At 63.5% G+C, this 11,884-nt stretch carries 10 protein-coding genes; 5 read left to right on the forward strand and 5 right to left on the reverse strand.

Annotated features, from left to right (window positions below):
• Positions 1–87 precede the first annotated feature (87 nt).
• Together murU and H156_RS0115185 are read right to left on the reverse strand one after the other, a co-directional pair.
• Entirely contained in the window at positions 88–786 is a 699-nt protein-coding gene (gene murU, locus H156_RS0115180) for an N-acetylmuramate alpha-1-phosphate uridylyltransferase MurU (RefSeq protein WP_017365015.1), read from the reverse strand.
• Complete coding sequence (locus H156_RS0115185) at positions 783–1,808, reverse strand: aminoglycoside phosphotransferase family protein (RefSeq protein WP_017365016.1); 1,026 nt, start codon at positions 1,806–1,808, stop codon at positions 783–785. The genes murU and H156_RS0115185 overlap by 4 nt, the downstream gene beginning before the upstream one ends.
• 211 nt (positions 1,809–2,019) lie before the next feature.
• Here H156_RS0115185 and H156_RS0115190 point away from each other — a divergent pair, with 211 nt between their 5' ends.
• The 4 genes from H156_RS0115190 to rsmA are packed head-to-tail and all read left to right on the forward strand — an operon-like array spanning position 2,020 to position 8,269.
• Positions 2,020–5,142 (forward strand): LPS assembly protein LptD, encoded by a 3,123-nt coding sequence (locus tag H156_RS0115190; protein WP_238536838.1) that lies wholly within the window; start codon positions 2,020–2,022, stop codon positions 5,140–5,142.
• Positions 5,129–6,493 carry a peptidylprolyl isomerase gene (locus tag H156_RS0115195; protein ID WP_010959947.1) on the forward strand — a complete coding sequence of 455 codons (1,365 nt, stop codon included), beginning with the start codon at positions 5,129–5,131 and terminating at the stop codon, positions 6,491–6,493. Before H156_RS0115190 ends, H156_RS0115195 begins: the two co-directional genes overlap by 14 nt.
• A 13-nt stretch (positions 6,494–6,506) precedes the next feature.
• Complete coding sequence (pdxA, locus tag H156_RS0115200) at positions 6,507–7,499, forward strand: 4-hydroxythreonine-4-phosphate dehydrogenase PdxA (protein WP_017365018.1); 993 nt, start codon at positions 6,507–6,509, stop codon at positions 7,497–7,499.
• Complete coding sequence (gene rsmA, locus H156_RS0115205; protein WP_017365019.1) at positions 7,496–8,269, forward strand: 16S rRNA (adenine(1518)-N(6)/adenine(1519)-N(6))-dimethyltransferase RsmA; 774 nt, start codon at positions 7,496–7,498, stop codon at positions 8,267–8,269. The genes pdxA and rsmA overlap by 4 nt, the downstream gene beginning before the upstream one ends.
• A gap of 102 nt (positions 8,270–8,371) precedes the next feature.
• Here the strand turns inward: rsmA and H156_RS0115210 are convergent, their stop codons facing one another.
• Both H156_RS0115210 and H156_RS0115215 read right to left on the reverse strand, forming a co-directional pair.
• Positions 8,372–8,650 (reverse strand): Lpp/OprI family alanine-zipper lipoprotein, encoded by a 279-nt coding sequence (locus H156_RS0115210; RefSeq protein WP_026045896.1) that lies wholly within the window; start codon positions 8,648–8,650, stop codon positions 8,372–8,374.
• Between the two features lie 139 nt (positions 8,651–8,789).
• Complete coding sequence (locus H156_RS0115215; protein ID WP_017365020.1) at positions 8,790–9,347, reverse strand: L,D-transpeptidase family protein; 558 nt, start codon at positions 9,345–9,347, stop codon at positions 8,790–8,792.
• Between the two features lie 142 nt (positions 9,348–9,489).
• On the opposite strand from H156_RS0115215, the gene H156_RS0115220 reads away from it, so the two are divergent.
• The gene (locus tag H156_RS0115220) at positions 9,490–11,124 is read left to right on the forward strand and encodes an alpha-D-glucose phosphate-specific phosphoglucomutase (protein ID WP_010959952.1); all 1,635 of its coding nucleotides are present in this window, start codon (positions 9,490–9,492) and stop codon (positions 11,122–11,124) included.
• 228 nt (positions 11,125–11,352) lie between these two features.
• On the opposite strand, the gene H156_RS0115225 is transcribed toward H156_RS0115220, so the two are convergent.
• Entirely contained in the window at positions 11,353–11,826 is a 474-nt protein-coding gene (locus tag H156_RS0115225; RefSeq protein WP_010959953.1) for an MEKHLA domain-containing protein, read from the reverse strand.
• Positions 11,827–11,884 lie beyond the last annotated feature (58 nt).

Below are 11,884 nucleotides of genomic sequence, written 5' to 3' on the forward strand. Positions count from 1 at the left end.
GGGTGTGCCTCGAATCGGGACCGGTTGTGGCAAGCCGATCTGGAATCCGGAAAAAACACTCAACGTTACCGATCGGGGCTGCGCATGTCAAACGGCCAGCACGGACCGTGCCGGTCGTCGTTCGTGGAGCCAGCGGTCGTAGCTTTTGAGCCGCTCCACCGTGCCGATGTCGAGCCAGAAGCCCGGGTGCAGCTCGCCGCTGACACGGCCGGCGTCCATGGCCTGTCTGAGCAGCGGTGCCAGCGGGGCCCGGCCCGGCGGAAGCGAAGCGAACAGTTCCGTGCGGTACAGACCGATCCCGGCGAACGTCCAGGTGCGGGCGCCGTCGCCAGGAGGTGTCACCTGCTCTTCCGTCAGTACGAAATCGCCTTGCGGATGATGGGGCGGGTTGGGTACCAGCACGAGATGGGCGTCGCCGCTCGGTGCGCGGCGCAGGCGGGCGAAGTCGTAATCCGTGCCGATGTCGCCGTTGACGACGATGAACGGCGCCGGGCCGAGCAGCGCCAGGGCCTGGCGGATGCCACCGGCGGTTTCCAGCGCATGGTCGCCTTCATCGGAATAGCGGATGCGGGCGCCGAAACGCGCGCCGTCGCCCAACCGCTCGCGGATCTGCCAGCCGAGATGGGCGAGGTTGACGACGATATCCTTGAATCCGGCCTGCACCAGCGCTTCCAAGGTATGTTCGATCAGCGGGCGGCCGCCTGCGGGCAGGAGCGGTTTCGGGGTATGGTCGGTCAAGGGGCGCAGGCGCTCGCCGCGGCCTGCTGCGAGGATCATGGCTTTCACGCGGCGGCCTCGTTCAGGAACGGGCAGACCCGGACGTCGAGAAAACGGCGGAATTCAGCCGTCTCCGGGTATCTGCCGGCGACGTCCAGGACGTAGCGGAGGGTTCGTGGAATGTCCGGCAGGTAGCCGCTCTTGCCGTCGCGCAGATGCAGCCGGGCGAAGATGCCTATGGCCTTGAGATGGCGCTGCAGGCCCATCAAGTCGAACCAGCGCTGGAAGGTTTCGCCGTCGGTCTCGGCGTGTGCTCCGCCCTCGGCGAAGCGTTGCCGGTAGTCGTCCAGCCAGCGTCTGACGCGGGCCTCGGGCCAGGCGATGTAGCAGTCCCGGAGCAGGGACACGAGGTCGTAGGTGACAGGGCCCACGACGGCGTCCTGGAAGTCGAGTACACCGGGATTGCGTTCGCCGGTGACCATGAGATTGCGGGAATGGAAGTCGCGGTGGACCACGACGGCAGGCTGCTGCAGGGCCGATTCCGTGAGGCTCAGGGAGAGTCGCCGGTACAGCGACTCCTCCGCCGCGTTCAGTTCCAGTCCCAGCAGTCCCGCGAGGAACCATACGGGGAAAAGTTCCAGTTCCCGCTGGAGCAGAGTCTCGTCGTAGGCAGGCAGGCCACAGCCGGCGGCGTCGATTCCGCGTTGCATCCTTACCAGCGCTTCCAGCGCATCGGCGTAGAGGGCTTCGGTGTCCCCCGCTGCCAGCTGCTGCAGGTAGCTGACGTCGCCGAAATCGGACATCAGCAGGAAGCCTCGCGTCTCGTCGACGGCAAAGATGCGGGGAACGTTGACCCCGGCTTTTTCCAGCAGCCCGGCGGCGTGAATGAAAGGACGGAGCTTTTCCCTGCCCGGCGGCGCGTCCATCGCGATGAGACTGGACTCGCCGGTGCTGACCCGGAAATAACGGCGAAAACTGGCGTCTCCCGAGATCGGCCGGACGTCGTCGGGAATACGGCCCAGGACGGTGGGAAGCCAGTGCAGAAGCGTTTCGGAACGGTCGTCGGTGGCAATGCCGGAAGAGTTAATCAAATGTGCAAACCTTGGGTTACAATGATCCGATTTTTCATGGTTCTTAATGATATAGGATTTGCGCGTCGCATGGCTGTCCGTTCCGTCGAGCTGGATACAAGCATTTCCTGGACCATCTCTCCCCCGCTTTTTCCGCATCCATGATCCGGTGGTTCTCCGTCGTCGTTCATGCCTTCTGGTCCGGCTCCGTCACTGGAGTGACGGTTTGACCGTGCGCGGGCCGGGACCGGCTTCCCCCGACATGGAAGGCCCGCCCACTGCCGCCCATGCGGCCGCCCCGCTGCGCACCGCGGTGTTCCTGGCGCTGGCGGCAAGCTGGCAGCAACCGGCCGTCGCGGTAGGCAACTGGAATTGCGCCCGCAGCACCGACGACAAGCAATGGGAGTGCGTAGCCAAGCGAAAGGACGGAGGTGCGGACACACCCGCCGCCCCGGGGCCGAAGGCTCCGCCGACGGCGCTGGGGGAGACCGCTTTGTCGCAGTCCAACCGTGCCGCGCCTTCGACCGCCGTCTCTCCGCCGACCGGGGCGGCGCCGGTGGCCGGAACCGGGCTCAGGCCGCCACCGCCGGTACCTTCCGCCGCGCCGCCATCGCCCTCTACGATGGCGGGCGGTCCCACCGAGGACGAGGAGGACGAGGAAAGCGAGTCGGCGGAGTCTGAAAAGGCGGAATCGACAGCGGCGCCCCAGGTCGCTGAAGGCGGATCCGCCGGTGAGCCGGGTGGGACGCCTCCGGCCAGGGCGCCCCGTCCGGAGACGCCGCTGGCCGCTTCGCGTTTCGTCCCCTCCGGTACCGTGTCGGTGCGTAAGGAGGCCGCCTCGCCCCAGTCCGTCGCCGCTCATGCTCCGGGCGCACCGGCCGGTTGGACCTGCAGACCTCAGAAGGAGAGCAGGAGCTGGGACTGCAATCTGGTGGGGCCGGACCCCCGGGGGGTGGCGCGGCCGGTCGGTGCCGCGGGCGAGCCTCCCGAGGACTGGGCTCAGGCGGCGACGATCACGGAATACGACGAACAACGCTTCGACCGCCTGCTCGGTATGATGCCGAGCAACCCGTGGGCGGGAACCTGCGCCCGCGGAAAACGCGAATCCGATGCCGCCAAGGATTTCCTTCTCACCTCGAAAGACCGGCTCGCCCGTAAACGGGCACCGGTGGAAGTCCATGGCAATTACGGCGAAATGGACGACCAGGAGGTTGCGACCTTCACGGGCGACGCTGAGGTGACACGTTACGACCAGCATGTCAAGGGCGATTTCCTGAGTCTCAACACCGAGGCCGACACCGTGAACGCCCGCGGCAGTGTGTTCTACCGTGAAAAAGGACTGGCCTTTGCGAGCGACACTGCCTTCATGCGGATGGAAGAAGACAAGGGCGTGCTGCGCAACAGTCAGTTCATCGTCGAGACCATGCCTTCGCGCGGCGTCGCCCGGGTTGCGCACATGGACAGCGATACCCATTCGCACTATGAGACCGCCACCTATACCACCTGCCCGCCGGGCAATACGGACTGGATGCTGCACGCCGACGAAGTCACGATCGACAAGGAGACAGGGCGGGGGGATGCCAGCCATGCCTGGATGGAGTTCAAGGGGGTGCCGATATTCTATACCCCTTACATGGATTTCCCGGTGGACGACCGTCGGCAATCGGGATTTCTGTCACCGACCTTCGGCCAGTCGAAGGTCAACGGTTTCAACCTCTCGGTCCCATACTATTTCAATCTCGCGCCCGATTACGACCTGACGCTGCAGGCGCGGGAGATGACCAGTCGCGGGCCGCTGTTCGGCGGGGACTTCCGCTGGCTGACGGAGCACCAGCGCATCCGCCTGTTGGGGGAAGTCATCCCGGAAGACAGTCAGACGAAAACGACCCGTGGCCAGGCCGGCTTCGATGCCATGGGGCGGTGGACCGACAGTCTCTTCACCCTGGTCGATTTGAACTATGTTTCCGACAGCAAGTATCTGAACCAGCTGAACAATACGCTCGGGCTGGTCTCTAATACCTTCGTCCAGAGTCAAGCGTATGCCGATTACACGTATTCGAACGGGTCGGTCCGGCTGCTGGGCGACTATTACCAGAACATCGATCCCTCGATTCCTACCGAACAGACCCCGTATTACCGTCTGCCGAGCCTTCGGGGAAATTACAACGAGCAGATCGGCGATTCCGGGTTCCGATTCCAGGCCAATGCAGAGGTCGTGAATTTCGGCCACGGCGGCAACAACGTCAAAGGTCAGCGCCTGAACATCCGTCCGCAAATCTCCTATCCCATCCAGTCCCCGGGCAGTTTCCTCGTTCCCAGCGTCGCTTTGCAGAACACGACCTATATGCTGCAGAACCAGGCGGCGGGGACTGGCAGCAGCCTGAATCGCGTCGCTCCCATCTTCTCGGTGGACAGCGGTCTGGTTTTCGACCGGGATTTCGAGCTGGGATCCGCCTCGTTGCGGCAGACGCTCGAACCCCGCGTGTTCTACACCTATGTGCCGAAGATCAACCAGAACGACTATCCGATCTTCGACAGCAATTACTACGACTTCACGTATTACCAGCTGTTCCGTACCAACCGTTTCGCAGGCGCCGACCGGCTGGCGGACATGAATCAGGTGACACTCGGTCTGACTTCCCGTTTCATCGACCGCGACACCGGCTGGGAGCGCCTGACGGCGAGTCTGGGCAAGGTATTTTTCATCACCGACCCTTCGGTGACGCTGGTCAATCCTTACGGTGCCAACCCGCTGGGAGTGGTGTTGGGGCCGGATCAGGGACAGTTCGTCTACGGAAACTACAACAAGAGTTACGCCAACGTCATCGGGAAAGTCGATACCCGGCTGACGGAGGCCTTCTTCCTCGGCGGGGAGGCCCAGCTCTCGCCTTATACCGGCCGCTTCGAGCGCGGTTCGGTCGGCTTGCAATACAACGACCGGCAGAACAACCTGATGAATCTGAGCTACCGTTACCGTGAGCCGCTTCCCAACCAGCCGGCCATCGAACAGGCAGCCACGATAGGTCAGAACACGACGGCCCTCAACAATACGGACATATCCTTCCGTATCCCCTTCTTGAAGGACTGGCATGTGATCGGCCGCTGGCAGTATTCGCTGCTCTACAATCGGACGCTCGAGAGTCTGGTCGGGCTCGAACATGAAACCTGTTGCTGGCGCTTTACGGTGCTGGGCCGTGAATATCTCAACGGCGTCAATCAATCCAACGCTCCCACGACCAATACCGCGATTTTCGTCCAGATGGAACTCAAGGGTTTGACCCGCCTGGGTGATCAGGTCGACCGCTTCCTGTATCGCGCCATCAACGGTTACCGGATGCCGAATGAAGATTTCTAGTTTCAGAAAAGGGCGGTGGCTGGGCGCCCTCGCCCTGTTTGCCGTGGTTTGCTGGTCGATGGCGGATGCCGCCGTCGACCGTATCGTGGCCGTGGTGGACGACGGTGTCATCCTGGAGAGCGAGCTGGTCCGCAAGGTCGACGAGATCAAACGCAGTCTCCGCGCCAGCCGCGCTTCCCTGCCGCCGGATTCGGTCCTGGTCCGGCAGGTGCTCGAGCGCATGATCGTCGACAAGATCCAGATCCAGATGGCCGAAAAGATGGGTATCCAGGTGGACGACGATACCTTGCGCATGGCGGTGAGCCAGATCGCCCAGCGCAACAACCTCACGCCCGATCAGTTCCGCCGTTCCCTCGCCCGGGAGGGCATCGATTACGGCGACTTCCTGGATCAGGTGCGGAGCGAAATCGCCATGGGCCGGCTCCGCGCCAGCCAGATCAACAACCAGATCAAGATCAGCGACCGGGAGGTCGAGCATTACCTGGAGGCTCAGGGCGGTTCGGGGGCGGTTGCGGACCGCGAATATCGGCTGGGCCACATTCTCATCGCCACCCCGCGCGAAGCGTCACCGGACGAGGTCAAGAAAGCCAGGGAGCGGGCCGACAGGGTCGTCAAGGAATTGAAGGCCGGCCTCGATTTCAAGGATGCTTCGATCCGCTACTCGGACGATCCGCAGGCGCTGGAAGGCGGCGATCTCGGCTGGCGCAAGCTCAGCGAGATTCCCAGCCATATCGCCGAGGTGGTGGGCGGCATGAAGGACGGTGAGGTGAGCGATCCCATCCGCAGTCCCGGTGGTTACCACATCGTCAAGATGTTGGCGATGCGGGGCGTGGGCGAGGCCAAGCTGACCAAGACCCACGTCCGGCACATCCTGATCAGGCCGAACGAAGTGCTGTCGGACGAGGATGCCAAGAACAAACTGCTGGCCCTGAAGACCCGGATCGAGAACGGTGACGACTTCGCGGAGCTGGCGCGCGGCCACTCCGACGACAAGGGCTCGGCGATCAAGGGCGGCGATCTGGGGTGGGTCAAGCCGGGCGCCCTGGTGCCGCCGTTCGAGGAGGCGATGAACGCGCTGGACGAAAACCAGCTCAGTGATCCTGTCCAGACCCAGTTCGGCTGGCATCTGATCCAGGTGCTCGAGCGGCAGGAGTCGAGCGACACCAATGAGGTGCTGAAAAACCGGGCGCGCGATGAGCTGTTCAAGCGCAAGGTGGATGAGGAAACGGAACTGTGGCTGCGGAAGATCCGCGACGAGGCCTATGTCGAAATCCGCCTCGACGAGACGCCGGCATCCCCGGGCGAAGACGCGCCCGCCGGTGAAGATTCGCCCGAAACCTTCATGCGTTGAAACGGCGTTTTTCATGCCTCCCCGTTTGCTACTGACCAGCGGAGAGCCGGCCGGTATCGGTCCGGACCTGTGCGTGCTGCTGAGCCGGCGTCCGTTCCCCTGCGGCATCACTGTGCTGGGTGATCCCGATCTGTTGGAAAGCCGGGCGCGCCTGCTCGGCGTCCCCATCGAACTGCGCCGGGTCGTCTCCGGCGATGTCGTGCCGCCGCATGAACCGGGCGTGCTGCACGTCCTGCCGACCCGCCGGCAGCCGGGCACCGCACCCGGAAAGCTCGATCCGGCCAATGCCGCCTACGTGCTCGAAACCATCGCCGACGGGGCGCGAGCCTGTCTGGCGGGGCATTACGATGCGCTGGTGACGGCCCCGGTGCAGAAGTCGGTCATCAATGAGGCCGGCATTGCCTTCACCGGTCACACCGAATTCATTGCCGGGATCACCGGCGGCAGCCCGGTGATGATGCTGGCGGCCGAAGGTTTTCGGGTGGCACTGGCCACCACCCATCTGCCTTTGGCCGAGGTGAGCCGGGCCATCACCGTCGAGCGTCTGACGGGGGTGCTGGGGGTCCTCCACGAGGATCTGGTCCGCCGTTTCGGTTTTCCGAGGCCGCGCATCCTGGTCTGCGGGCTCAATCCGCATGCGGGCGAGGGAGGACATCTGGGAGGCGAGGAGATCACCGTGATCGAGCCGGTGTTAGCGCGGCTGCGGCAGGAAGGGATGGACCTGACTGGGCCGTTGCCGGCCGACACCCTGTTTCTGCCTCACAATCTCGATCGCGCCGACGCGGTGTTGGCGATGTATCACGACCAGGGGCTGCCGGTGCTCAAATATGCGGGATTCAGCCGGGCTGTGAACATCACCCTGGGGCTCCCCATTATCCGCACCTCGGTGGACCATGGCACGGCGCTGGACCGGGCCGGTACCGGCCAGATCGACACCGGCAGCCTGGAGGAGGCCGTCCGGGTCGCGATGGAAATGGCGACGGGCCGCCCGACGGAGCCGCCGTGAGACACGTCCCGCGCAAGCGTTTCGGCCAGAATTTTCTGCGTGATCCCGGCGTCATCCAGGAGATCGTCGCGGCCGTCGGCCCCGCCCCGTCGGACCGGCTGGTGGAGATCGGCCCTGGCGAAGGGGTGCTGACCCGCGAACTGCTGCAGTCCGGTGCCTGCCTGGAGGCGATCGAGCTGGACCGCGATCTGGTCGCGGCACTGAAACGGCGGTTTGCCGGTGTCGGACGGCTGCGGATTCACGAGGGCGATGCCATGAAGTTCGATCTTCGGACCATCGCCACCGGGGCGAAACTCCGGGTCGTGGGCAATCTGCCCTACAACATCTCCACCCCGCTGCTGTTCCATTTGTTCGACCAGATCGACGTGATCGAAGACATGCACTTCATGCTGCAGAAAGAAGTGGTCGACCGCCTGTGCGCGGGGGCGGGTGACGACCAGTACGGCCGGTTGAGCGTCATGGCCGCGCTCTATTGCCAGGCGCAGCATTTGTTCGATGTGGGGCCCGAGTGCTTTCACCCCCAGCCCAAGGTGGTATCGGCGGTGGTGCGGCTGGTGCCGCATGCGGTTCCGCCGGATGCGGGAATGGTGAAGCGGGTGTCGGCGGTGGTCGTGGCAGCGTTCGGTCAGCGCCGGAAGACGCTGCGGAATGCGCTCAAGGGATTACTGGATGAAACCGCGATGGTCCGTGCCGGAATCGATCCCGGCGCACGTGCCGAGGAGTTGTCGTTGGCCGATTATGTCGGCCTGAGCCGGCAGTTGAATCCGTAAAGGCGCGACGCATCCGCTCGCATTCCCTGCGGGCATGACAAAACCCCGGAAGCGGACGCCGCCGGGGTTTTATTCGGTCGTATGTCTTCAGGACATCGATGATTATTTCATCATCGACTTCTTGAACATGCGGTCCAGCTTGCTGTTGGTTTCTTCTGCTGCGGCTGCAGCACGGCGAGCAGCGGCTTCTGCGGCACCGGCCTTGGATTCAGCTGCCTGAGCAGCGGAAAGAGCCTCGTCAGCCGTGCTCTTGATGGAAGCCTGCTCGGCCTTCAGACCGTCGATCTGGGTCTGCAGGTTGGTGATGTCAGACTTCGAAGCGCACCCGACGGTCAGACCGGCGGCCATCAGAACCACTGCGAACTTGGTTGCTTTCATCATGTCGCTTTCCTTCTTTTGCGGTGAACGAAATTTACTACACAAGTATCCATTCCGGAGGGAGTGATCCCGCGGCGTAGTTTGCCGCGAAATCGCGAGCCTTTCCAGTGTTTTTTGAGTTTTTCCGGGTCTTGCATTCGTATCAACGAATGACTACCAGGGTGCCTTTTCTGACCCATGGGGTAAGCTGGTCGATCTGTTCGTTGGTCAGGGCGACACAGCCGTGGGTCCAGTCGAACATCTCGTGCACCTGCCGGTTGCCGGCGCCGACACCGTGTATGCCGATCTGTCCGCCCAGTGGGGTATCCTGAGGCGGAGTCGCTTCCACCAGATGGGCACGGAGGATGTGCCGCACCAGCTGCTCGTCGATGAGACCGCGGATGAAGCCGCGCTTGGCGATCTCGGGATTCGGGTAGGTCAGTCCGAAGAAACGGTGGAACTTGCTGTTTTCGTTGATCCAGCCGATGCGGTATTCGCCCAGCGGCGTCTTGTTGTCGTTGCGGCGTTTGTCCACGCCCGCACCGTGCTGCCCGATGGCGATCTTGGTGAACACCTCCACCGGCGTGTCGCCCTGCATCACCTTCAGGACGTGGGGCTTGGTTTCCACCAGCAGCCAGGGATCCGGATTTTCGCTCTGCGCCGCAGGGGCGACCGATGACAGTAACAGGAAAAGCATCGATGGATGAAAACGCTTGAACACCTTTTCTGTTCTCCTCTGTGAAGCAGACGGTAGAATACTAGCGAAAAAGCTCAGGAATCGAAATGTGTTTCGCGTTCCCGGAGAATGCCTTGGCGGCCGGTAATAACAACAATTCCGAATTGAAAGGTCAAAAAACATCACGATGGCAGTGGAAATCCGCAAAACGACGCCCTATCCGGACCAGAAACCGGGCACCTCGGGTCTACGCAAGAAGGTGAAGGTTTTTCTCCAGGGGAACTATCTCGAAAATTTCGTCCAGTCGGTATTCGATACCGTTGAAACGGCAGACGGCGCCACTCTGGTGGTGGGGGGCGATGGCCGCTATTTCAACCGCCAGGCGATCCAGATCATCCTGCGCATGGCGGCCGCCAATGGCGTGGGGCGGGTTCTGGTGGGGCGGGGGGGCTTGCTGTCGACACCGGCGGCCTCCTGCGTAATCCGTAAACACAGGGCACTGGGCGGTTTCGTGCTGTCGGCCAGTCACAATCCCGGCGGTCCGGAGGAAGACTTCGGCATCAAGTTCAACGTCGCCAACGGCGGTCCCGCCCCGGAGAGTTTCACCGACCGGGTGTACCAGCGCAGCCGGGTCATCGATGCCTACCGCATCGTGTCCGCTCCTGATCTGGACATCGACACCCCGGGCCGCTCCCGCATCGGTGACATGGAGATCGAAGTCATCGATCCGGTGGCCGATTATGCCGAGCTGATGGAGCACCTGTTCGATTTCGGGTTGATCCGCTCGGGTTTCCGCTCCGGCGCGCTGACCCTGCGCTTCGATGCGATGCATGCGGTCACCGGCCCTTATGCGAAGCGCATCCTCGAAGAGACGCTCAGCGCGGCGCCTGGATCGGTGGTCAACGCCGTGCCGCTGGAGGATTTCGGCGGCGGCCATCCCGATCCGAACCTGGTGCACGCCCGTGAGCTGGCGGCGGTGATGTACAGCGGCCGGCCGCCGACCCTGGGGGCTGCCTCCGACGGTGACGGCGACCGCAACATGATCATGGGTGCCAACTGTTTCGTCACGCCCAGTGACAGCCTGGCGATCCTCGCAGCCAACGCCCATCTGGTGCCGGGTTACAAGGATGGCTTGCGCGGCGTGGCCCGGTCCATGCCCACCGGCCGCGCGGTCGACAGGGTGGCGGCGGCGATGGGGATCGAGTGCTACGAGACGCCGACCGGCTGGAAGTTTTTCGGCAATCTGCTCGATGCCCGCAGGATCACGTTGTGCGGCGAGGAGAGTTTCGGCACCGGCTCCGACCACGTCCGGGAAAAGGACGGCCTGTGGGCCGTGTTGTTCTGGCTGAATCTGATCGCCCTGCGCAAGCAGTCGGTGGCCGCCATCGTGGCCGACCACTGGCGCCGGTTCGGGCGTGATTATTATTCGCGGCACGATTATGAAGGCATCGAGGTGCCCGTAGCCGAGGGGATCATGGGGCGTCTGCAGGATCTGCTGGCCGAGCTTCCCGGCCGCGCCTTCGGTGACTACCGGGTGACGCTGGCCGACGACTTCCGCTACGTCGACCCGGTCGACGGCAGCGTCAGTGAGCACCAGGGTATCCGGATCGCCTTCGACAATTCGTCCCGTATCGTGTTCCGCCTCTCGGGGACCGGCACCGAGGGCGCCACCCTGCGCGTTTACATGGAGCGCTACGAGCGTGATCCGAACCTGCACAATCTGCCGACCCAGGAGGCGCTGGCGGACTTGATCGCGATCGCCGAGGATCTGTGCCAGGTCAAAAAGCGCACGGGCATGGCCCAGCCCAGCGTCATGACCTGATTCGCAGGGCGAAAGGCCGAAGCGGCGGGAGGGCCGCTTCGGTTTCCGAAACAATGATCGATCCATGAGATCCGGTGACGAAACGCCGCGCGGGGACATGGTATAACCGAAGGGAAGGCCCCCGGGGGCTGCGGAAAGCCCCCCTTTCGGCTCATTCCCGTCGAAAAAAGCCGCGATGCCCGGCACGGCCTGACGGGAGCCGAGGCATCCGTTTGCTGACAACGAGGTCTATAGCCACTGCCAGTGCTCGAACATCGCCGCCTGTCCGGCCGGGGCGCCCAGCTCGTCGAGCAGGTTCCAGACCACGGCATCCTGGATGCGGAACCTGCGTCCCTGACGGCTGATCCGGACGCCGGAATAGCCGTCGACATAGCCTTGCGCCTCCACTCTTGCCAATAGCGCCTCCCGCCCTTCCTGATCACCGGCCTCGGCGGAGAGCCGGGAAGGCAGGGCGGTGATTTCCTCCCAATTCAGGCCGAACAGCGCCATTGCCGTCTCGTTGGCGTAGTTGAAAATGGGATCAGGAGCGGTGTCGTGCGAAAGCAGCGCCAGTGGCGCCCGGAACAAGTAGCGCGCCGCTTCCGGGGCGGTCATGCGGGCGGGCACCAGATCCCTTCCGGTGCAGTGGCGGAAGCTGCGGCGCAGGAGAGCGATGTGGTCGGCCAGAAATGCATTGTCTTCGCTGGGGCGGGAGAAGGGCATGGGGGCGGAAACCTCCTGACGGAATGGTGGGCGGTTATACTAGGCGGTCTTTCCTCCT

The sequence above is a fragment of the Methylococcus capsulatus str. Texas = ATCC 19069 genome, assembly GCF_000424685.1.
Lineage (GTDB): Bacteria > Pseudomonadota > Gammaproteobacteria > Methylococcales > Methylococcaceae > Methylococcus > Methylococcus capsulatus.